At 59.4% G+C, this 20,486-nt stretch carries 21 protein-coding genes; 11 read left to right on the top strand and 10 right to left on the bottom strand.

Features of this window, described 5'->3' with window-relative positions:
• Nucleotides 1–236: 236 nt before the first annotated feature.
• The 3 genes from pip to GA0061101_RS13835 all read right to left on the bottom strand — a co-directional run bounded on the left by pip (nt 237) and on the right by GA0061101_RS13835 (nt 2,645).
• A complete protein-coding gene (gene pip, locus GA0061101_RS13845) occupies nt 237–1,223 on the bottom strand; it encodes a prolyl aminopeptidase (RefSeq protein ID WP_092573767.1) in 987 nt (328 codons plus the stop codon).
• Nucleotides 1,224–1,268: 45 nt separating this feature from the next.
• Nucleotides 1,269–1,898, bottom strand: a complete 630-nt coding sequence (locus GA0061101_RS13840; RefSeq protein ID WP_037202247.1) for a PilZ domain-containing protein — start codon at nt 1,896–1,898, stop codon at nt 1,269–1,271.
• An 84-nt stretch (nt 1,899–1,982) separates the two neighbouring features.
• Nucleotides 1,983–2,645 carry a PAS domain-containing protein gene (locus tag GA0061101_RS13835; protein ID WP_092573766.1) on the bottom strand — a complete coding sequence of 221 codons (663 nt, stop codon included), beginning with the start codon at nt 2,643–2,645 and terminating at the stop codon, nt 1,983–1,985.
• 318 nt (nt 2,646–2,963) lie between these two features.
• Here GA0061101_RS13835 and GA0061101_RS13830 point away from each other — a divergent pair, with 318 nt between their 5' ends.
• Nucleotides 2,964–3,734: a rhomboid family intramembrane serine protease gene (locus GA0061101_RS13830; protein WP_092573765.1), complete on the top strand. Its 771-nt coding sequence runs from the start codon at nt 2,964–2,966 to the stop codon at nt 3,732–3,734.
• A 168-nt stretch (nt 3,735–3,902) separates the two neighbouring features.
• Nucleotides 3,903–4,337 carry a CBS domain-containing protein gene (locus GA0061101_RS13825; protein ID WP_037202244.1) on the top strand — a complete coding sequence of 145 codons (435 nt, stop codon included), beginning with the start codon at nt 3,903–3,905 and terminating at the stop codon, nt 4,335–4,337.
• Nucleotides 4,338–4,510: 173 nt separating this feature from the next.
• Here GA0061101_RS13825 and GA0061101_RS13820 read toward each other — a convergent pair whose 3' ends face one another.
• From GA0061101_RS13820 to folE, 3 genes are all read right to left on the bottom strand, one after another.
• Nucleotides 4,511–5,470 (bottom strand): patatin-like phospholipase family protein, encoded by a 960-nt coding sequence (locus GA0061101_RS13820; RefSeq protein WP_092573764.1) that lies wholly within the window; start codon nt 5,468–5,470, stop codon nt 4,511–4,513.
• 110 nt (nt 5,471–5,580) lie between these two features.
• Nucleotides 5,581–6,030: a phosphoribosyl-AMP cyclohydrolase gene (gene hisI, locus GA0061101_RS13815; RefSeq protein WP_037202238.1), complete on the bottom strand. Its 450-nt coding sequence runs from the start codon at nt 6,028–6,030 to the stop codon at nt 5,581–5,583.
• A 25-nt stretch (nt 6,031–6,055) separates the two neighbouring features.
• The gene (gene folE / locus GA0061101_RS13810) at nt 6,056–6,667 is read right to left on the bottom strand and encodes a GTP cyclohydrolase I FolE (protein WP_037202236.1); all 612 of its coding nucleotides are present in this window, start codon (nt 6,665–6,667) and stop codon (nt 6,056–6,058) included.
• A 293-nt stretch (nt 6,668–6,960) separates the two neighbouring features.
• On the opposite strand from folE, the gene GA0061101_RS13805 reads away from it, so the two are divergent.
• The 5 genes from GA0061101_RS13805 (at nt 6,961) to GA0061101_RS13785 (ending at nt 11,449) form a co-directional block, all read left to right on the top strand.
• Entirely contained in the window at nt 6,961–7,422 is a 462-nt protein-coding gene (locus tag GA0061101_RS13805; protein WP_037202234.1) for an iron-sulfur cluster assembly scaffold protein, read from the top strand.
• Nucleotides 7,423–7,437: 15 nt separating this feature from the next.
• Nucleotides 7,438–7,857 carry a membrane protein insertion efficiency factor YidD gene (gene yidD / locus GA0061101_RS13800; protein WP_047556688.1) on the top strand — a complete coding sequence of 140 codons (420 nt, stop codon included), beginning with the start codon at nt 7,438–7,440 and terminating at the stop codon, nt 7,855–7,857.
• Between the two features lie 4 nt (nt 7,858–7,861).
• On the top strand, nt 7,862–8,392 hold the full coding sequence (locus tag GA0061101_RS13795) for a DUF1697 domain-containing protein (RefSeq protein ID WP_092573762.1): 531 nt from the start codon (nt 7,862–7,864) through the stop codon (nt 8,390–8,392).
• A 127-nt stretch (nt 8,393–8,519) separates the two neighbouring features.
• Nucleotides 8,520–10,505, top strand: coding sequence for a threonine--tRNA ligase (thrS, locus tag GA0061101_RS13790; protein WP_037202229.1), 1,986 nt, complete (start codon nt 8,520–8,522; stop codon nt 10,503–10,505).
• A gap of 104 nt (nt 10,506–10,609) precedes the next feature.
• Entirely contained in the window at nt 10,610–11,449 is an 840-nt protein-coding gene (locus GA0061101_RS13785; protein ID WP_092573761.1) for a lysophospholipid acyltransferase family protein, read from the top strand.
• A 48-nt stretch (nt 11,450–11,497) separates the two neighbouring features.
• Here GA0061101_RS13785 and GA0061101_RS13780 read toward each other — a convergent pair whose 3' ends face one another.
• A complete protein-coding gene (locus tag GA0061101_RS13780; protein ID WP_047638187.1) occupies nt 11,498–12,616 on the bottom strand; it encodes a hypothetical protein in 1,119 nt (372 codons plus the stop codon).
• Nucleotides 12,617–12,726: 110 nt separating this feature from the next.
• On the opposite strand from GA0061101_RS13780, the gene GA0061101_RS13775 reads away from it, so the two are divergent.
• From GA0061101_RS13775 to GA0061101_RS13760, 4 genes are all read left to right on the top strand, one after another.
• Nucleotides 12,727–13,314 carry a nitroreductase family protein gene (locus GA0061101_RS13775; protein ID WP_047638185.1) on the top strand — a complete coding sequence of 196 codons (588 nt, stop codon included), beginning with the start codon at nt 12,727–12,729 and terminating at the stop codon, nt 13,312–13,314.
• A complete protein-coding gene (locus GA0061101_RS13770) occupies nt 13,314–13,919 on the top strand; it encodes a flavin reductase family protein (protein ID WP_047638183.1) in 606 nt (201 codons plus the stop codon). Before GA0061101_RS13775 ends, GA0061101_RS13770 begins: the two co-directional genes overlap by 1 nt.
• A gap of 104 nt (nt 13,920–14,023) precedes the next feature.
• Nucleotides 14,024–15,178: a DUF2336 domain-containing protein gene (locus GA0061101_RS13765; RefSeq protein ID WP_092573760.1), complete on the top strand. Its 1,155-nt coding sequence runs from the start codon at nt 14,024–14,026 to the stop codon at nt 15,176–15,178.
• Between the two features lie 33 nt (nt 15,179–15,211).
• The gene (locus GA0061101_RS13760; RefSeq protein WP_037202215.1) at nt 15,212–15,676 is read left to right on the top strand and encodes a GNAT family N-acetyltransferase; all 465 of its coding nucleotides are present in this window, start codon (nt 15,212–15,214) and stop codon (nt 15,674–15,676) included.
• A gap of 9 nt (nt 15,677–15,685) precedes the next feature.
• Here GA0061101_RS13760 and GA0061101_RS13755 read toward each other — a convergent pair whose 3' ends face one another.
• From GA0061101_RS13755 to parE, 3 genes are all read right to left on the bottom strand, one after another.
• Nucleotides 15,686–16,864, bottom strand: coding sequence for an AI-2E family transporter (locus GA0061101_RS13755; protein ID WP_047556703.1), 1,179 nt, complete (start codon nt 16,862–16,864; stop codon nt 15,686–15,688).
• Between the two features lie 137 nt (nt 16,865–17,001).
• On the bottom strand, nt 17,002–18,135 hold the full coding sequence (locus GA0061101_RS13750; protein ID WP_047638180.1) for an esterase-like activity of phytase family protein: 1,134 nt from the start codon (nt 18,133–18,135) through the stop codon (nt 17,002–17,004).
• 149 nt (nt 18,136–18,284) lie between these two features.
• Nucleotides 18,285–20,348, bottom strand: a complete 2,064-nt coding sequence (gene parE, locus GA0061101_RS13745; RefSeq protein WP_037202211.1) for a DNA topoisomerase IV subunit B — start codon at nt 20,346–20,348, stop codon at nt 18,285–18,287.
• Nucleotides 20,349–20,486 lie beyond the last annotated feature (138 nt).

The raw sequence follows: 20,486 nt of genomic DNA, 5'->3' as shown, positions 1-20,486 counted from the left end.
ATTAGAATTTGAGTGTTTTCGGTATTGGCTCGCGCTCGGAAAATCGCAGTATCGAACTGTTTTGAAATGATTTCCGGTCGGCTGAATTCTTAACAGCCACACGTCGGTTCAGTCAAAAATAGCGCCGTGGCGAGACGAAAAGTTTCCACCGGAACGTCAACGGAATGCCCATGACAGGGGAAATCGCCTTGGACTGTCTCATTTTGGGAAAACAGGCGCGAAAAATTTTTGAACTTTTATTTTGTGCCGAGGACACGAAGCGCATCGGCCGCCTCGACAATGACAGCCGCCATTTCTGCTGTCGCGGGCGAGTGGGCGGCGTTGGGAACGATGACCAGCTGCGCTGCTGGCCAAGCCTGTGACAATTCCCACGCGGTAACCACAGGCGCCTCGAGATCCAGACGTCCATGGATCATCGTGCATGGGATACCGGCGAGCCGATGGATGTCACGCAGGATCTGCCGATCCTCCAGCCAGGCCCGATGATGGAAGTAGTGCGTTATGATGCGCGCCCGTGCCGTCAGATAGCGCGGGTCGGACCAGCGCGCGGACAGGGTCGCGCGAGGGTCGACCAGGATCGAGGCGGCCTCCCATTCGTGCCAATCGCCCGCCGCTCTCGCGTGAACGGCCGGATCCGGATCAATCAACAGGCGATAATAGACCGCGACCAGATCGCCGTCGCGCGCTTCCTCCGGCACGGCCGCACGAAAGCGCGACCACTCCTCGGGAAAGAAGCGACCAAGCCCACGGTAGAGCCAGTCGATTTCGGATTGCCGCGTCATGGTGATGCCGACGAGCAGCATGGAGTCCACGCGCTCCGGATGGGTTTCGGCGTAGACGAGGGCGAGCGTGCACCCCCAGGAATTGCCGAATACGATCCAGCGCTCTATGCCGAGCAGCAGTCTCAACCGCTCGATATCGGCAACCGAATGCCATGTCGTATTGGCCGATAGATCGATGCTCGGTTCGGACGCATGCGGGAAACTATCGCCGCAGCCGCGCTGGTCGAACTGAATGATCCTGTAATATTGCGGATCGAAATAACGCCGCGCTCCCGCGGAGCTACCGGATCCGGGCCCTCCATGCAGGATGACGACAGGCATGCCCTGCGGATTGCCGGATTGCATCCAGAAGATCCGCTGGCCGTCGCCGACCTCAAGCAGACCCTGATCATATGGGATTATTTCCGGATAGAGCATCTCGTGCCGTCGAGCGTGAAACATAGACGCCGCTATTTCCGGGCGCTGCGCAACAGGAGGATGACAGTATCAGAGGAATTCGCGCAAGGTCTCGCGCGATTGCAGGGAGAGGAACTCGATCGCGACGCCCTCCATGAAGTGACGGATGACACGGCCGCGCATGTTGCCGAGGCGCACCGGCGTGCCGATGGTCGGGCGGATTTCGATGTCCACGGCAGCACCCGACAGTGAAAGGTCCATGATACGGCAGATATGGACTGTGCCGTCATCCAGTGTCAGTTCGCTGGTCGTATTGCGCGGCATCAGTCGATCGTGACGACGATCTTCCGGCAGGCCGAGCTCGTGCTTGTTGGCAAGCCAGGTCAACTGCGCCGCCAGTTTCTCGCGCTTGCGCTCGGTCGCATTGATCGACATGCTGAAGCCGCGGCCGTCGATCGCAACAACATTGCCTTCGACACGGCCGAGATGATCGATGTAGGCGATGACGCGCTCAGCGGCGCGTGGGCGGCCGAGACAAGTGACATACATGTCGCCGGGCGACATCTCCGTCACCAGGCATTCGTATTCCTCGTAATTAGCCAGCATCAGGCGACCCTGCATGTTGATCGGAACCCGCTGGAAGGTCCGCTGATCGTTGCGAAGGGCATTGCCTGCCGTCTGATTTGACCGTGTCGCGTGGACCGGCTGGAACGAATGCATGGAAAAGCTTCTCGAACCGATTGCGTCTTCTGCAGTTATTAGCCGAAACTTCTTAAGGTAAGGTTGTCTTTCCTAAGACGTAGCTTAGAGACCACGACCGAATCTGTCTCGCGATGGATCAATCTTGCTTTGTTCGCCGTCATTCAATGCGAGATTCAACTTCCGACGCATCCATTCGCCGAGACCGGCACTTTCCTGAACCGGCAGGAGATCGACCGGGTCCGGATGGGACGGCGCATCCACGAGGCGGGCAGGGCGCTCGTAAAGCAGGCGGCTGCGGTCGAGCGCCAGGAAATCCAGATGCTCGTTGCCGAGCCATGTCGAACGAGCGGTCGGCGTCAGGCATCCCAGCAACCTGTCGCAGATATCGCCGGATGTGCGCAGCGGCATCAATACCATCTCGAAAGTCATGCTGCGGCCGCTGACGCTGTAGCCGGTGGCATTGATCAAGGCGGGGACGACATGCGTCATCACGCCGGCGGCAATACGAACCGGATCGTCTTGCTGGCTTCCTGCCCATAAAGCGGCAAAATTCTCGCCGCGGATCTCGCGTCCCATGAGGCTGCAGATTGTAGTGCCGGCTAAGCGGAAGCGCGGATTGTCATCCGAAGTGTTCTCCAGGATGAACAATTCGGGCAGGATACGGCTAACCGCCGATGGCTGTATCAAATTGCGCAGCGGGGCATCCGCATCGCCGCGGACCTGCTCCCAGTAGGTAAATATTTCGGTGCTCGTCTTCTGGCGCATAATGCGTCCGTGTCCCATTTTGGTTCGAATACTACGGCATTCATTGCCTTCACCTCATACGTAGCGAATTCCATGCCAGGGCCGGGTTGTTAGGGTTAACAAGTGGTTTCGATTGCCTTTGGCGACGATGAATGAAAGGAATTGTTCATCACTTCACGCAAGTGACCATCAGCACCAACTATCCCGGGCGTGGGATAGGCCTTTTCAGGCCAGTCCCTGAGAGAAACGCCCGATACGCCGTCCACAACGTTGGACGGCTTTTTTTTGATTCCTGCTGTGCTATGTGTCGACTTCATCTATGGAAAAGCAGAGCAAGACATGGACGATGAACAGCTGCCGCGCCAAGAACCTGAAGATCCGCGGCCGCAACAGCGCGTCCCGGCCTTCAACCTGCCTCCGGTCATTCTGGCAAGTCTGGCCGTCCTGATCATCGTCTTTGCAGTCATGAACCTGCCATGGTGGTCCGACGACACGCTGAACTGGCTCTACTTCACGTTCAGCTTCATTCCCGCCCGCTATGCGCTTCCGCTGTCGCAGCAGGGCCTGGAATGGCTCTGGACCCCCGTGACCTACTCGCTGCTGCACGGCGGAATCGAGCACATCGTCTTCAACAGTCTTTGGCTAATGGTCTTCGCGGCGCCGGTGGCGCGGCGCATCGGCGGCACGCGCTACGTGATTTTCTGGATCCTCTCGTCCGCCGCCTCGGCCTTCATGCATGCCGCTCTCTACTGGGGCGACCAGACGCTACTGATCGGGGCATCCGGGGTCGTCTCGGCACTCATGGGAGCGGCTTGCCGCTTCGCATTTCCCGCCATGGATGGCCGTCGCCTCCCCATGCGGGAGGCGCATCTGAACCCGCGCCTCACCATTCTCGACTCACTGCGAAGCCGCACTGTCGTTGCCTATATCGTCATGTGGGTCGCCGGTAACGCACTTGTCGCCTTCGGCATCACGCTTGCCGGCGACAGCTCGCAGCCGGTGGCCTGGGACGCCCATATCGGCGGCTTTCTCTTCGGGTTTCTGCTCTTTTCACTGTTCGATCGGCAGCCATCTATTGAAGTGCATGAACCCGCGCCCTTCGATGAATGAAGCTGTTGCTTTCTTGCCTCCGCGGGCGCACCATTCCTACGTATCGGTGGGAAGGTGGAGGAGACCTTCTCTGCCGATGAGCAGAGCGCCGCTTTGAAATCCGGGGGGTGATTTCGGAACATATCGGACGCTTGAGTGTTCACTGTGCTTTCGAGATGGGAGGATTGAATGTCTGTTTCCGTAAAGGCCATACTTGACGCCAAAGGCCGCGATGTCGTGACCACCGGGGGTAATACGACGCTTGCCGAGGCTGCCAAGATTCTCAATGAGAAGCGTATCGGTGCAATCGTCGTCACCGCCATGGGCGGCAAGATTTCCGGTATCTTCACGGAGCGGGATGTCGTCAATGCGGTTGCCAAGCATGGCTCAGAATGCCTCGACAAGCCGATCGCATCGCTGATGACCGCGAAGGTGCATCGCTGCAAGGAAGACACCACGACCGACGAGCTGATGGAGCTGATGACGCAACGTCGTTTCCGCCATGTCCCCGTCGAAGAGAAGGGTAAGCTTTCCGGCATTATCTCGATCGGTGACGTCGTCAAATGGCGCATCCGTGAGATCGAGCTCGAGGCCGAGCAGATCAAGGCTTATATCGCTGGGTGAGGTCGAGGAACGGCTCGACCCAGCCGAAGCAATCGACCCAGTGGGTCGATTGCAGCGACGAACGCGCTGAGCTCAAAGAGAAGCGCCGGATCGTGCGGCATCTACCGAACCCTCTTGTGCACCCTTGGCCGAAAGAGGCTCCGAACAGACGTCCACCTTTTGCAATTTACGCCCTACCGGGCATAGGCTTCCTGCATGCGCCGGATTTCCGTCAATCTCGCCAATGTTTCCTCGTAGCCGCGTTCTATCGCCTCGCCGGCACGATGAAATTCGGAGAGGCCGATATCGCTAAGCCGGGGATGCAGCGCAAGATCGGGCGGATCGCCGGCAAGACGCGCGCGCGCAATTCTATCCTGTATGATGTTGAAAGCCTGCACCATGACGCCGGTCATGCCGAGTCTCATGGCGGGAGTGTCTTCGCGTCGCAGCAGATCGCCATTGGGCGAGGCGACACTGTGCTTGACCACGGCGGAGCGGCCGAAAAGATCGTAATGCAGGTTTACGCCGACCACGAGCGGCTGTTCATATGTGCGGCACACCGAAACCGGCACAGGATTGACCAAAGCGCCGTCGACCAGGGTGCGGCCGTTGGAGCGCACCGGCTCGAAAATGCCGGGCAGGGCGTATGACGCCCGCAGCGCAGTAATGAGGGAGCCGTGCGCAATCCAAACTTCGTGGCCGGTGTTGAGTTCCGAAGCGACGGCGACGAAAGGATGATCCAGATCCTCGATCGATAGGCCTTCGAGATGTTCCTGCATGCGCTTGGTCAACCGCATGCCGCCGAACAGGCCACTACCACCAATGGTCAGGTCGAGAAGGCTCGCGATGCGACGCATGGTCAGCGAACGGGCGAAAGCCTCCAGTTCGTCAAGCTTGCCGGCAAGATAACAGCCGCCGACCAACGCGCCGATCGACGTGCCGGCGATCATGCCGACTGCGATTCCCGCTTCGTCCAGGGCGCGCAATACGCCGATATGCGCCCAGCCGCGCGCGGCGCCGCCCCCGAGTGCGAGCGCAATCTTGACCTTCTTGGGAGGAGCGGGAGCGACAAGCGGATTGGACGTATCGTTGGAAGTACCTGAACCGTTCCAGTTCTGTCCGCCGTTCTGACGATTCAACCCCCAATTCAGCATTTAAAGCCTCCTCCGAGGCTTATATGCCTCTTGCTAAAATACTGTCCCTTTTTCGTTTCCAAATCGTATATCCGGCCGTTGCTTCTGGGACGACGTGCCATCGATTGGGCTTACTGTTTGTAGACTTCGCTCGGATCGAAATGCAGGTGATCATCGACAACGTTCAGCATCGGTTTCCCGTCCTCGAGTTCGACCGTCCGATAGAAGCAGGAACGGCGCCCAGTATGACACGTTGCGTCGTGACCGGCGACCTCCACTTTCAGCCAGATGGCATCCTGATCACAATCGGTACGGATTTCCTTCACAGCCTGCAAATTTCCGGAGGTTTCGCCCTTTTTCCAGATTTTGCCGCGGGAGCGGCTGAAATAGTGCGCCGTTCCCGTCTTGATCGTCAGAGCGAGCGCCTCGGCATTCATATGCGCGACCATCAGGAGCTCGCCGTCATGCGCGTCGGTCACGATCGCGGTGATCAGGCCGCGATCGTCGAAACGGGGCGTGAAATCGCCTGCGTCTTCGAGCTCGGACTTGTCTTCGGAAGGCGCATTGAAAATCAGATTCATCTCCGGCTCTTTCGTTGAAGCGCGGTTAGCGTCCCCGGACCATCGACATGAAACGAACCTGTTCAGCCGGATCAGCCTTGAAGGCGCCGGTAAAGGTCGTGGTCAGCGTCGACGAACCCTGCTTCTGCACGCCACGCATCGCCATGCACATGTGCTCGGCATCGATCATGACGGCAACACCGCGTGGGCGGAGCGTCTCGTCGATCGCATTGGCGATCTGCGCGGTCATGGCTTCCTGCGTCTGCAGCCTGCGCCCGAAGATCTCGACGACACGGGCGATCTTCGACAGGCCGAGCACGCGGCCGTTCGGCAGATAGGCGACATGCGCCTTGCCGATGATCGGTACCATATGGTGTTCGCAATGCGAGAAGAACGGAATGTCGCGCACGAGAACGATGTCGTCATAGCCGGCAACCTCTTCAAAGGTGCGGCCGAGCACATCCTCGGGGTTCATGTCGTAGCCGGCGAAAAGCTCGCGATAGGCCTTGGCGACGCGTTCGGGCGTATCGAGGAGACCCTCGCGCCGCGGATCGTCGCCGGCCCAGCGAAGCAGGACGCGGACTGCGTCTTCGGCTTCCTTCTGCGAAGGACGTTCGGATTCAACGACTTGCGGAAAGTTCTTTACAATGGCGTCCATTACCTGTGGATCTCCTGACCCGCTACGCGGATATCATCTTGTCGGACTCGCCACTGGCATTCCCCGAGACACGGAGATTGTGTACCTTTGGCGGGCTCCGGGGCGTTCTGGCTGGCGGACAAGCCTGCCGTCCTGCACGGTTTCCCATCAAACTTACAGAAGACCATTGCATTTCGATGGTCTTCGAACGACATACATATAGTATGGCATTGTCCCTGTGAAAGTGTCCTGAATGGACACGCTGTGTTTTTTATTGCGAAACGCAACACAGGTGCATCGGAGCAGAATCTGTGATGGACGACATCTACAACAGCAAAATTCTGGAGTTTGCCGGCAATATCGGCCGAATCGGCAGTCTTCCTGACGCCGATGCCACTGCCCAGGCCCATTCCAGACTGTGTGGTTCTCGCGTAAAAATCTGGCTGAAAATGGACGGCGACGTCGTGACCGATTTTGCCCACGACGTCAAGGCCTGCGCGCTCGGTCAGGCATCATCCTCGATCATGGCCCGCCACGTCGTCGGAGCTTCGGCGGAAGAACTGCGCCAGGCACGCGAGGATATGCTTGCCATGCTCAAGGCAGACGGCGAGGGGCCGAGCGGGCGCTTCGAGGACATGCGCTACCTAAGGCCGGTGAAGGATTACAAGGCTCGCCACGCATCGACGATGCTGACATTCGATGCCGTCGTCGATGCGATTGGGCAGATCGAGGCGGCACGCCAGGGCGGAAACGCCAAAACGGCCGAAGCCGTCTGATCGAGGCGCCGAGCAATGTGTCAATTCTGTCTCATGCAGGACGATGATGAAGACGAGGGCGGCGCTGCAGCTCCAAGGAGCGCGCGACGCAATGCAGAGCCATCCGGTCGAAAGGCACAATCCCGCAATTATTCCGGCCCTTTCCGCAAGACGCCCGACCGGCTCTTCGGCATGGGCTTCATTCGCCTGTATCAACTGACCCTTTCTGGCTTTGTCGGCAATTCCTGCCGCCACATACCGACCTGCTCTGAATATGGCTATGAGGCGATTGCCCGCCATGGCCTGTGGGCCGGCGGCTGGATGACGCTGTTTCGCGTGGCGCGCTGCGGCCCCGGAGGCACGAGCGGGCTCGATCCGGTACCCGGCCAGTTGGAACGCCGTTACCATTGGTGGACGCCCTGGCGTTATTTCCGCCTTGGGCAAAAGGCTGCCTGACCTCATGGCGGTTTATGTCGCGCTGCTGCATAGCGTCGTGCTCGGCGCCGGCCGCAGAGTGGTCATGGCAGATCTCAAAGCGATGGCGGAGGAGCTTGGCTTTCGCAATGCCAGAACACTCGTCGCAACCGGCAATCTGATTTTCGAGAGCGAAACGCAGACGATTGCTTCCATCGAGGCGCAGCTCGAAGCTGGTTTTGTCAAAACCTTTGGCAAGCATGTCGACATCATCGTGCGAAACGCCAAGACATGGCTGAAGCTTGCCGAGGGCAATCCCTTTGTCGATGGCATCGGCAGCGAGGTCGCCATTCGCGTCATGCGTCAGCCGCTGGAGCCTCAGATTCTCGAAGTGCTTGCGAAATACCGGCACAGCGGCGAGCGCATGGCGATCGTTGACGGCGATCTCTGGATCGATTTCTGGCTCAAGGCCAGCGAGACGAAATTGTTGCCGGTCCTGACGACCAAGCGGCTTGGCATTGGAACGATGCGAAACTGGAACACCGTGCGCGGTTTGGCCGAGATGATCGACCGCTAGCACCGCTTTTTCTTTACTAGACAGAGAAATAAAGCTATCAGGCGCGCGGTTCCAAGCTGCGTCTGTTTGGATCTTCATCTTTAAAACCACCCGCATTCGTTGGCGGGACTGGACAAGGAGAATATCGATGTCCCAATCCGTTTCCCTGACATTTCCCGATGGTTCCGTGCGCAGCTTCGCTGCCGGCACGACCGGTCGCGATGTCGCCGAATCCATTTCCAAATCGCTGGCCAAGAAGGCCGTCGCAGTTGCCATCGACGGCACCGTGCGCGATCTCTCCGATCCGGTAACCGACGGCAAGATCGAGATTGTCACCCGCACGGACGACCGCGCGCTGGAGCTCATCCGGCATGACGCAGCGCATGTGATGGCGGAAGCGGTGCAGGAACTCTGGCCGGGAACGCAGGTCACTATCGGCCCGGTTATCGAGAACGGCTTCTACTACGACTTCGCCAAGAACGAGCCCTTCACGCCCGATGACCTGCCGGTCATCGAGAAGAAGATGCGCGAGATCATCCAGCGCAATGCGCCGTTCACCAAGCAGATCTGGTCGCGCGAGAAGGCAAAGGAAGTTTTTGCCGCCAAGGGCGAGCGCTACAAGGTGGAATTGGTCGATGCCATTCCTGAAGGTCAGGACCTGAAGATCTACTATCAGGGCGATTGGTTCGATCTTTGCCGCGGTCCGCATATGGCCTCGACCGGCCAGATCGGCACCGCCTTCAAGCTCATGAAGGTGGCTGGCGCCTATTGGCGTGGCGACAGCAACAACCCGATGCTGACGCGTATCTACGGCACGGCCTTTGCCGAGCAGGCAGATCTCGACAACTATCTGCATATCCTCGCCGAGGCCGAGAAGCGCGACCATCGCCGTCTCGGCCGCGAAATGGACCTGTTCCATTTCCAGGAAGAGGGCCCAGGCGTCGTCTTCTGGCACGGCAAGGGCTGGCGCATCTTCCAGACGCTGGTGTCCTACATGCGCCGGCGGCTGCAGGGCGACTATCAGGAAGTCAACGCGCCGCAAGTGCTCGACAAATCGCTCTGGGAAACCTCCGGTCACTGGGGCTGGTATCGCGACAACATGTTCAAGGTCACCGTTGCCGGCGACGATACGGATGACGATCGCGTCTTCGCGCTGAAGCCGATGAACTGCCCGGGCCATATCCAGATCTTCAAGCATGGCTTGAAGTCCTACCGCGAACTGCCGATCCGCCTTGCGGAATTCGGTGCCGTGCATCGCTACGAGCCTTCGGGCGCGCTGCACGGGTTGATGCGCGTGCGCGGCTTCACGCAGGACGACGCGCATATCTTCTGCACCGACGAGCAGATGGCGGCCGAATGCCTGAAGATCAATGATCTGATCCTCTCGGTCTACAAGGATTTCGGCTTCGATGAGATCACCATCAAGCTGTCCACGCGTCCGGACAAGCGCGTTGGCTCCGATGCGCTCTGGGATCGCGCGGAAAGCGTGATGATGAATGTGCTGGAGACCATCCAGCAGCAGTCGAACAACATCAAGACCGGCATTCTGCCGGGCGAGGGCGCGTTCTACGGGCCTAAGTTCGAATATACGCTGAAGGACGCCATCGGCCGTGAATGGCAGTGCGGCACGACGCAGGTCGACTTCAACCTGCCGGAACGCTTCGGCGCGTTCTATATCGACCAGCACTCCGAAAAGACGCAGCCTGTCATGATCCATCGCGCCATCTGCGGCTCGATGGAGCGCTTCCTCGGCATCCTGATCGAGAACTTCGCCGGCCACATGCCGCTTTGGGTCTCGCCGCTGCAGGTCGTCGTGGCGACGATCACCTCTGAAGCCGATGCTTACGGCGAAGAAGTTGCCGAAGCGTTGCGTGATGCGGGCCTCAACGTCGAGACCGATTTCCGTAACGAGAAGATCAACTACAAGATCCGCGAGCATTCGGTGACGAAGGTTCCTGTCATCATCGTCTGCGGCAAGAAGGAAGCGGAGGAGCGCTCGGTCAATATCCGCCGCCTCGGCAGCCAGGCTCAGACGTCGATGTCGCTCGATGAGGCGATCGCATCGCTTTCCCTCGAAGCGACGGCGCCTGACATTCTGCGCAAGAGGGAAGCCAAACGCGCAAAGGCCGCTTGATCTCAGATCCTGCCTGACGACACGTTCATGGTGCCGTCAGGCAACTGACATAGAGCGGCAATGCAGCGCCTGGAGCATAAGGAGCGGGGCAGCCCGTTGCGGATTTGGATTTCAAAGAATTATCCTACGCCAATGAACGGGATACGCGCATCAAGCGCTGGTTCATCCGTTCGATCGAAGGCCTGTCCGGGCGCGATCGCTATGCCCGGCTCTATGACATATGGCGGAGCGATATCGTCGGCAAAGGCGAGCGTGTCTTCGGAAAGATGCTCGATCTCATCGACATCAGGCTGGTCGCAAAGGGTGAATGGCCGCCGCGCGATATTCCCGCTGCACCGATCGTCATCGTCGCCAACCATCCCTTTGGCATCGGGGATGGGATCGCCGTGTTGGCGCTTGCCGAAGAGCTCGGCCGCCCGTTCAAGGTGCTGATCAACAACGAGCTGTTGAAAGTGCCTGAAATGAACGACTATTCGCTGCCGGTTTCCTTCGAGGAAACGAAGGAGGCGATGGCGATCAACATGAAGACGCGCCACGAGGCCGTTCGCCTGCTCAAGGAAGGCACGACGATCATCGTCTTTCCGGCCGGCGGTGTCGCGACAGCCAAAAAAGGCTTCGGACGCGCCGAAGACCTGCCGTGGAAGATATTTCCGGCAAAACTGATCCAGGCGGCACGCGCCAGCGTCATTCCCGTCTATTTCGAAGGGCAGAACGGCCGGCTGTTTCATCTGGCGAGCCGCCTTTCGATGACGCTGCGCATCTCGCTGTTGATCCGCGAATTCCGGCGCCTGTCCGGCAGCACGATCACCGCCCATATCGGCACGCTGATGAGTTGGGAAACGCTGAGCGAGGGAAGCGATCGCAAGGATCTGCTCTCGAAACTCTACGGCGCGGTCTTTTCGATGGCACCACCCAGGAAGATGCCGCGGCGAAAAGCAGGATGAGGGACGAGGGCCTTTAGCCTTCAGCCGCGGGAAAAGCCGCTCTTGCCGTCAATCCATGCTTTCGCCCTCGCCACCTGCCGGCGTCAATTGTTCGTAGGTCGGCAACGGTTGTTGAGTGGATGTGGCCGGTTGCGTCTGCGGGGTCTGGCTTTGCCGCATCTGCGGCATCTGGATGGGCAGTTGTTGGGCTGGCTGCTGGTCGTCGGCATCCTGAGGCTGCTGTTCCTTCATCAACACTTCCACATCCGTGTTCGTGCCGGCTACCACAATGAAATCGCGCTGGTAGATCTTGTCCTTGTTGCGGGCGACGGCGGTATAGCGGCCTTCGGCGAGCACCATGGTCGGAAAGGCGCTGAGGCTTTCGCCGACGATATCGCCGGCAGATGTCAGGATCGACCAAGCGGTGTCGGCGATCGCTTCCCCGCCGGCATCAGACACGAGCTTGAGCGTGATCTTTGCGGCGCGGTGCTGGATGGTCGCCTCTGTCACCTTGCCGGCCTCCACCTGGATATCGGCGCGGATGACTGCGTTGACGGCACCGTATTCGGAAACGATGTGGTAGGTGCCGGCGCTGAGGCCAACCAGCGTGTTCGGCTTCACATCGGCCATGACGAGGCCGCGCTCTCCGTCTTCCTTGGCTTCACTGGAATAGATCGAGAAGCTCAGCTCGGCAGGCGGGATGCGGACATCGGATCCGGAAACGGCGTTCAGCACCATGCCGCCGGCATCGAGGACCATGGTCTGCTTTTGCGTGTCGCCCGTTTCCGGCACGCTCAGCTTCTTGGTTACGCCCGCACGGCCGAAGGAGACGTTGACGAAATAATCGCCGGGCAAAAGATGGAAGGACGCAGAGCCACCCTTGGAGCTGGCGACCAGCGGCAGCTTGCCGTCAGCGCCGGCATTGGGGCTGAAGACATACCAGGACAGACCCTGCTGCTGCGGACCGCTCTCAGGCGTCAGCTTTGCCTCCAAGGAAACGTCGCGCAATGTGCGGGACGCCGAATTTTCGCCGTTCGGCGCCACGAAGGCGTTGAGCTTCGGCATCTTCACACTGCCGTCAAGCTGCTTGAATTCCTTGAAGGCGTCCTGGGCGGAAGCGACCGTGCTCAGGCTGGCGAATATCGCGAAAACCGCGCTCAATCGGCGAGCGGATGAAATGCCTGACATGGGTTCCCAACCGATTGACTTCCGGTAAAACACAGGCCACTTCAAAACCAATGCCATGGCAAATTCAAGACCCACATCCTCCCATACGCCAAAATGAAAGCAATCACTCAATGAAAACCGATATCAAGCTTGTCGATTATCTCGCAGTGCGCCGATCCATTCCCGCGTTTCAAATGGCGGAGCCGGGTCCGGACAAGGCTGAGATCGAGGAGATTCTCCGGCTGGCCTCGCGCGTGCCCGATCATGGCAAGCTCGCCCCCTGGCGTTTCATCGTCTATCGCGGCGAGGAGCGGGCGCGCATCGGCGAGGAGTTGCTGAAGCTCGCGCTGCAGGCCAAGCCGGATCTGTCCGAGGAGATGATCCAGGTGGAGCGCACCCGCTTCACCCGCGCGCCGGTCGTCATCGCCGTCGTGAGTAAGGCGGCGCCGCATTTCAAGATCCCGGAATGGGAGCAGTTGATGTCGGCGGGGGCGCTCTGCCTCAACCTGCTGATCGCAGCGAACGCCCACGGCTGGGTGTCCAATTGGCTGACCGAATGGTTCGCCTATGATGAGCGCGCCTTTCCGCTGCTCGGCGTCGAGCGGGGCGAGAAGGTTGCCGGCTTCATTCACATCGGCTCCTCTGAGTTCCCGCCCGTCGAACGTCCACGTCCGGAATTGATTGAAACCGTAACTTGGGTAGGCGGTGAGGACGCGTGATGTTCTACACGACGGATACCAACAGGCACGGCCTCGCGCACGATCCCTTCAAGGCCATCGTCGCGCCGAGGCCGATCGGCTGGATCGGCAGCAAGGGCAGGGACGGCTCGCTGAACCTGTCGCCCTATTCTTTTTTCAACGCGATCAGCGATCGGCCGAAGCTGGTGATGTTTTCCTCCGCCGGCCGCAAGGATAGCGCGCGCAACGTCGAGGAAACGGGCGCCTTCACCGCCAATTTCGTCAGCCGCAATCTCGTTGAAAAAATGAACCATTCGTCGATCGGCGTGCCCTACGGCATCAACGAGTTCGAGCTGGCCGGTCTGACGGCGAAGCTCGGCACGCTGGTCGATGCGCCTTATGTCGGGGAAGCCTTTGCCGTACTCGAGTGCCGGGCAACCGAAATTCTTCAGCCCAAAGGTCTCGATGGGGAGCTTTCGGAAAATATTATGGTCATCGGCCAAGTGGTCGGCATCCATATCGACGAGACGATCATCCGCGATGGAAGGCTTGATATGGCGCTTGCGCGGCCGGTCGCGCGCATGGGCTATATGGACTACAGCGAAGGCAGCGATGTCTTCGAGATGGTACGGCCCAAGGCACCCTGATGTGCCTGCAAGCATTAGTGGTTAATAAATAAGGTAAACGCGCCGTAAACCTTTCCCCGGTAACGTGGAGAATATGAGTTTGCGCGGCGGGAATCGTCTCGCTGATATCGGGGCGTTACGTGATCATAGAAGCATTTCTTCGCTGGGCCGAAACCGCCAAAGCAGAGAACAGGGCAAGGGCGGCCAATGCGCTCGGTCGAGCCTATCTGCAATCGGAAATGCCAAGGGAAGAACGCACCGCCGCAGAAATGGCCATGACCTATCTGCTTGATGATCCGTCGCCGCGCGTCCGGCTCTCGCTTGCGGAGGCGGTCGCTGCCTCGGCGAATGCGCCGCGTAACGTGATCTTGTCCCTTGCCGAGGATCAGCCCGAAATCGCGGGACAGGTCATTCTCTTCTCGCCGGTATTTACCGATGCCGATCTGGTCGATCTCGCACTGCGCGGTAGTGACGTGACGCGCGTCTTGATCGCTTCTCGCGGGCATGTGCCGAGAACGGTCTGTGCAGCACTCTGCGAAATCGGCGGAGAAGCCGAAATCCTGTGTCTTCTGGAGAACGACGGCGCATTGCTTCCGCACGCTTCGCTGAAGCGGATAGCGGAGCGGTTCGGAGACTGTGCCGATATACGCGGCCTGCTTTTGTCCCGCGATGCCTTGTCGTCCGATATTCGGCACCTGCTGATGCATCGCGTCAGCGAGGCTCTCTCTGGCTCAAGCCTGATACAGGCGACGGTCGGCAGCCACAGGCTGCAGCAGGTGACGCGCGAGGCCACCGAATCGGCAACTGTCGCCATCGCCGGCTCAGCTCAACATGATCATCTGCCTGAGCTGGTGGAGCATCTCAGGCAAAGGGGCTGGCTGACGCCAGCTTTCCTCATGCATGCGCTATGCTCCGGCAAGGTCGATTTCTTCGCTGGCGCGATCACCAATCTTTCCGGCTGCGACGAACGCCGCGTGCGCTCCATTCTGTCAAGAGGTCGCGTATACGCCATTCGCGCGCTTTACGAGAGCGCAGGATTATCCCGCGATATCAGCACCGTCTTCGTGGAGGCGACGCTGATCTGGCGCGAGGCATCACGCGAGAACGGCGCGGCCATGCTGGAAAATGTTTCTGCGCGATTGATACGCAAATTCCGCCTTGCCGAGCAGCCGCCCGCCGCGACCACGCAACTGCTCGATATGGTGGAAAAGCTCGCAAACGCCGAAAGGCGGCAGACGGCGCGCAATTTCGCCGCGCTGGCGACCCTCGCGGCCGCGTGATATTCAGCGCGCATCTTATCTTCGAGGTGCGTCTTGCCGCTAACTATTGCTATCGAATGCCCGCGCCAGGATGGCGTCGTCCGTCTTCTCGATATGTCGAACGCTTATGCGGAATCACTCTATCCCGCTGAAAGCAATCACATGCTCGATTTGGCGTCACTGGAAAAGCCAGGCGTGACCTTCTGGGTTGCCAGGATCGCGGGAGATATCGTCGGGTGCTGCGCCCTGGTGGAAGCAGGCGATGGCACGGCGGAAATCAAGCGCATGTTCGTCGATCCCGTCGCCAGGGGCCGCAGTGTCGCCCGTAAGCTGATGGAGACGCTCGAAGCGGCGGCGGCCGAAAGAAACCTTAGGGCAGTTCGGCTCGAAACCGGCATATATCAGCCGGAAGCGATCGGCCTTTACAGAAGGTTCGGCTATCACGAGATTGCCGCCTTCGGCAGCTACCAGCCAGATCCGCTGAGCCTGTTCATGGAAAAACGACTGACGAAAGATTAAGCGTGGAACTCACCCGTCAGAACCGTCTCGAACATGCAGCTGCAATTCCGGCTCCTGCGCATGCTGTTCCTCGGTCAATTCCGCCTCGCGAATCCATTCGCGCCAAATGGCGACGATGATCGCCATTAGCACTGGACCGATGAAGAGGCCGAGGAAACCCATGGTCTTCACGCCACCGACCAGGCCGAAGAAAGTCGGCAAGAAGGGCAGCTTGATCGGGCCGCCGACCAGCTTCGGGCGAAGCGTCTTATCGACGATGAACAGCTCGATCGTCCCCCAAAGAAACAACGCGATGCCCGCCCAAAACGAGCCGCTGGCGACAAGATAAATCGAAACAAGCGACATCGAGAGAGGCGCGCCGCCCGGCACGAGGGCCATCACGCCTGTGAGAACACCGAGCGTGATCGCCGACGGGGCACCGGCAATCCAATAGGCCACGCCAAGCACGACACCCTCGCCGATGGCGATCAGCGTCATGCCCATGACGGTCGAACTGATCGTCGCCGGCACGACACGTGAGATCCGCTCCCAGCGGTTCGGAAGAATTCGCTCGCCGAGCAGATCGACCTGACGAACGAATGTCGAACCATCGCGATAGATGAAGAACAGGGCTATCAGCATGAACAGCAAGGTCAGCACGACGTGGAAGGCACTGCCGCCGGCCGCAAGGACGGCCCTGTAGATATTGCCGATATGCGCGCCGCTGATGAGTTGCGCCAGTTCACCGATGGAGCCAGGACTACCGATATATTGCGTCCACTGATCGCCAAGCCATGGGCCAACGAGGGGCAGCGCCAAAATCCATTGCGGCGTCGGCGCACCGTCGCGGTTGACATGGACGGCCCAGCCGAACCATTCGCGCACTTCGCCGGCCATATAGACGGCAGAAAGAATGATCGGCAGCACCAGAAAGGTAACGATGAAGATGATGGCGATAGTAGCCGCAATCGTCGTGTTTCCGCCGGTGCGGCGCACCAGATCGCTGTAAAGCGGCCATGTGGCGAAGCCGATGACCCCAGCGGCCATAACCGGAACGAGAAAGCCGTAGAAGAAATAGATGCCGGCAATGGCGATCAGAATAAGCAGCCAGCGCGCCGCGGAAATGGATGGAATGAGCGGCATGCGCGCATGTGCGCTCGACCCTAGCCACCGATGCTCCTTAGGCTTATGACGTTCAAATACACCCACCCGACTTACTTCGCCCCTCTTTATTAGATCAACCGGTTATGGGGTATGATCTAGGCTGTTTCAAGAGCTGCAGCCTGAAAGCCTCTTTATTCCGTCGCCGTGACAGTAACACGACTGGCACGCGAATAAGAAAGGCGTCACGAGGGACGGCGGATCACCTTGAAGGCGAAAAACTGGGTCTTCTGCGTCGGGTTGAAATTGTTGTCGGCGACGAGAATCAATACGTCCGTGCCATCCTTCGCCTTGCCGAAAGTAATGCCTTCGATATTGTCGGGTGCCAGGCCCAGCGCGCGCAGATCCATGATCTGTACCTTGCGCACAGGCACGATCCGCTGATCGGTCTTAGCAAGGGAAGGGATGTTCGAAACATCGGTCGCACCATCGAGATCGAACATGTTGATCACGACCGAATTGCCGACACCTTGCGCATAGCCGCGCTCGATCGACAGGAGGTGGCGATCGTCAAGCGCCATGATCTCGGACATGCCGAAGTCATTCCAGCCGCTTGCCATGGAGGGCGCCTGCGGTATGGGCGAGATCGGGTAGACATATTGCGCCTTCTGCTCGCCGCTTGCCGCATCGTAACGGATGAGGCGGGCGAGCGCGCCGGCGGTCAGCGTCGTGATCGGTCCATCCTGGTAAAGCGCCGATTCCGTGCCGACCAGCAGATCGCCACCGGAGAGAAGGGCCAGGCCTTCGAATGCGAGGTTGTCGCGGATGCCGGTGCTCTTGTCGGCTGTGGGAGCAAATCCCGCCGGTAAGGGAAATTCGCGCACGAAGCTGCCATCGCGGTTGGCAACGCGCACGAAGGGCGGCGACAGCGCCTTGCCGTCGCCTTCGCTACTCCAATAGATGCCGTCCTTGCCGAAGCGAATAGATTCGGCATCCACCTTTCGCAAAGCGAAAGGCTGGCCATCCTTGTCCTTCAAGGTGACATGATCGACAACCGTTACCCCTTTCAAGCCGCTGACGCTCACATCGATATCGAGATCGTAGAAGCGCGCCGGGGCCTTCTCGGAGCGGTCATCGCTGATTGAGATGTAGCGGCCGGTGGACGGATCGAAATCGATGCCCGAAAGGCCACCAACCTCTACTCCATTTTCCATGAAACCGGTCGGGATATCGTAGTTGCCGAGATAGGAAAGGCTGATGCCGGCCTTGCAGTCGCCGAAGGGGCAGGGCACGTCGATGGTAGCGCCGATATCGGCGGCATGAGCGGCGTGGCCGAAAAGCAGAACGGCGGCGACAGTCGTCAAAAAGGGCTTCAGCATAGGGATAAAACAAATCCGGATGAATGGGATGATGGCATTCAAGCCATGCCGCCATCTACGCATCCGTCCATGACGGCTTCGTAACGAATATCCGTCAGTTCAATAAAATATCGCCGGGAGTCGTTGCCCGCGGCGATCTGCTGTTGCGGTCAAATATCGAGATTCTCCGCGAATGCCGCGCGTTCCTGAATGAAGCGGAAGCGAGCGTCAGCCTTGGTGCCCATCAGATTGTCGACGGCGTCGCGCGTGCCTTCGAAATCGACCTCGTCGATCACGACACGCAATAGCGTGCGTTTCGAGGGGTCCATCGTCGTTTCCTTGAGCTGGGCAGGAAGCATTTCACCCAAGCCTTTGAATCGGCTGATTTCGACCTTGCCTTTGCCCTTGAATTCGCTCTCCATCAGCTCCAGCCGGTGAGCGTCGTCGCGGGCATAGATGGATTTCGAACCCTGCGTGATCTTATAGAGCGGCGGAACAGCCAGGAAAAGGTGGCCACCGCGGACCAGTTCGGGCATCTCCTGATAAAAGAAGGTAATCAGCAGCGAGGCGATGTGCGCACCGTCGACGTCGGCATCGGTCATGACGACGATGCGCTGATAGCGAAGATCTTCCTCGCGATATTTCGACCGCGTGCCGCAGCCGAGAGCCTGGACCAGGTCAGCGATCTGCTGGTTGGCGGAAAGCTTCTCGCGGCCGGCGCTGGCGACGTTGAGGATCTTGCCGCGCAGCGGCAGGATGGCCTGATTCATGCGGTTGCGCGCCTGCTTGGCGGAGCCACCGGCCGAATCACCTTCGACGAGGAAGAGTTCAGCGCCTTCGGCGGTGTTCTGCGAACAATCGGCAAGCTTGCCCGGCAGGCGCAGCTTGCGCACGGCCGACTTGCGGTTGACTTCCTTTTCCTTGCGGCGGCGCATGCGCTCCTCGGAGCGCTCGATCACCCATTCCAGCAGCTTTTCGGCTTCGGTCGGATTGTCGGTGAGATAGTGATCGAAAGGATCGCGCAAGGCGTTTTCGACGATACGCTGTGCTTCGACGGATGCGAGCCTGTCCTTGGTCTGGCCGACGAATTCCGGCTCGCGGATGAAGATCGACAGCATGCCGACGCCTGATATCATCACGTCTTCGGTGCTGATATTGGCCGCACGCTTGTTCTGCGTCAGTTCGGCGTAGCTCTTTAAGCCCTTGGTGAGCGCGATACGGAAACCGGCCTCGTGCGTGCCGCCTTCAGGGGTCGGGATGGTATTGCAGTAGGAATGGACTTGCGGATCGCCGCCATACCAGGTGATTGCCCATTCCAGCGAGCCGTGACCGCTTTCCTTCTCCGATTTGCCTGCGAAGATCTCGCGGGTCACGGTGAACTCGTTGCCCATTGTTGCCTTGAGGTAGTCCTTCAAGCCGCCAGGGAAATGGAAGACCGCCTTTTCGGGAATATCAGCCCCTTCGGGCGCCAGTTCGGCATCGCAGCTCCAGCGAATCTCGACGCCGCCGAACAGATAGGCTTTGGAACGGGCCATGCGGAAGACGCGGGCCGGATCGAACCGAGCATGATCGCCGAAGATTTGCGGATCGGGATGGAAGCGGACGCGGGTGCCGCGACGGTTGTGGATATCGCCCAGTTCTTCGAGGCCGCCGGTCGGCAGGCCACGCGAAAAGCGCTGACGATAGAGCTTGCGATTGCGGGCGACCTCGACTTCCAGATCGTCCGACAGCGCGTTGACTACCGAAACGCCGACACCGTGCAGGCCGCCCGACGTCTCGTAAGCCTTGCCGTCGAACTTACCGCCCGCATGCAACTTCGTCATGATGACTTCGAGCGTCGACTTGCCGGGCACCTGCGGATGGTTTTCCACCGGAATACCGCGACCATTGTCGGTGACGGTCAAATATCCCTGCCGGTCGAGATAGACCTCGATGAAATCGGCATGGCCGGCGACGGCTTCGTCCATGGCATTGTCGATCACCTCGGCGAAGAGATGGTGCAGCGCCTTTTCATCCGTGCCGCCGATATACATGCCGGGACGCATGCGCACCGGCTCGAGTCCTTCGAGAACGCGAATGGAGCTGGCGCCATATTCCTCGGCCGAAGATGTTGTCGGCGCAGCGCGCGGTGACGGAGCGGCTGCAGGCTTTTCCGCCTTGACGTCAGGCTTTTCCACCGCTTTCGGCTTCGGCGCGCGGGGTAGTCCGGAGAAGAGATCGTTGCTGTTATCCATGGAACTTTAAGCTGCTCAGATTTGTCCTGGTGGGGCCAGACCCCTTTATTATCGCATTTGCGCTTGTTATTCGCGAATCATCGTCATTCTGACAGAAACGGCACACAAGCGCGATGGCGCCCCATGAGGGGGCAGATT

Source organism: Martinezella lusitana (assembly GCF_900094565.1).
Taxonomy (GTDB): Bacteria; Pseudomonadota; Alphaproteobacteria; order Rhizobiales; family Rhizobiaceae; genus Rhizobium; species Rhizobium lusitanum.
The sequence above is the reverse complement of the archived record's forward strand: the minus strand, read 5'-3'. Positions and strand labels throughout refer to the sequence as shown.

Coding starts and splice junctions, on each gene's coding strand:
- GA0061101_RS13770 (WP_047638183.1), top strand. CDS start 13,314: ATGTTCTACACGACGGATACCAACAGGCACGGCCTCGCGCACGATCCC.
- GA0061101_RS13775 (WP_047638185.1), top strand. CDS start 12,727: ATGAAAACCGATATCAAGCTTGTCGATTATCTCGCAGTGCGCCGATCC.
- GA0061101_RS13750 (WP_047638180.1), bottom strand. CDS start 18,135: ATGCTGAAGCCCTTTTTGACGACTGTCGCCGCCGTTCTGCTTTTCGGC.
- GA0061101_RS13835 (WP_092573766.1), bottom strand. CDS start 2,645: ATGCGCCAGAAGACGAGCACCGAAATATTTACCTACTGGGAGCAGGTC.
- GA0061101_RS13830 (WP_092573765.1), top strand. CDS start 2,964: ATGGACGATGAACAGCTGCCGCGCCAAGAACCTGAAGATCCGCGGCCG.
- GA0061101_RS13795 (WP_092573762.1), top strand. CDS start 7,862: ATGGCGGTTTATGTCGCGCTGCTGCATAGCGTCGTGCTCGGCGCCGGC.
- thrS (WP_037202229.1), top strand. CDS start 8,520: ATGTCCCAATCCGTTTCCCTGACATTTCCCGATGGTTCCGTGCGCAGC.
- parE (WP_037202211.1), bottom strand. CDS start 20,348: ATGGATAACAGCAACGATCTCTTCTCCGGACTACCCCGCGCGCCGAAG.
- GA0061101_RS13820 (WP_092573764.1), bottom strand. CDS start 5,470: ATGCTGAATTGGGGGTTGAATCGTCAGAACGGCGGACAGAACTGGAAC.
- GA0061101_RS13840 (WP_037202247.1), bottom strand. CDS start 1,898: ATGCATTCGTTCCAGCCGGTCCACGCGACACGGTCAAATCAGACGGCA.
- GA0061101_RS13780 (WP_047638187.1), bottom strand. CDS start 12,616: ATGTCAGGCATTTCATCCGCTCGCCGATTGAGCGCGGTTTTCGCGATA.
- hisI (WP_037202238.1), bottom strand. CDS start 6,030: ATGAATCTGATTTTCAATGCGCCTTCCGAAGACAAGTCCGAGCTCGAA.
- GA0061101_RS13825 (WP_037202244.1), top strand. CDS start 3,903: ATGTCTGTTTCCGTAAAGGCCATACTTGACGCCAAAGGCCGCGATGTC.
- GA0061101_RS13805 (WP_037202234.1), top strand. CDS start 6,961: ATGGACGACATCTACAACAGCAAAATTCTGGAGTTTGCCGGCAATATC.
- folE (WP_037202236.1), bottom strand. CDS start 6,667: ATGGACGCCATTGTAAAGAACTTTCCGCAAGTCGTTGAATCCGAACGT.
- pip (WP_092573767.1), bottom strand. CDS start 1,223: ATGTTTCACGCTCGACGGCACGAGATGCTCTATCCGGAAATAATCCCA.
- yidD (WP_047556688.1), top strand. CDS start 7,438: ATGTGTCAATTCTGTCTCATGCAGGACGATGATGAAGACGAGGGCGGC.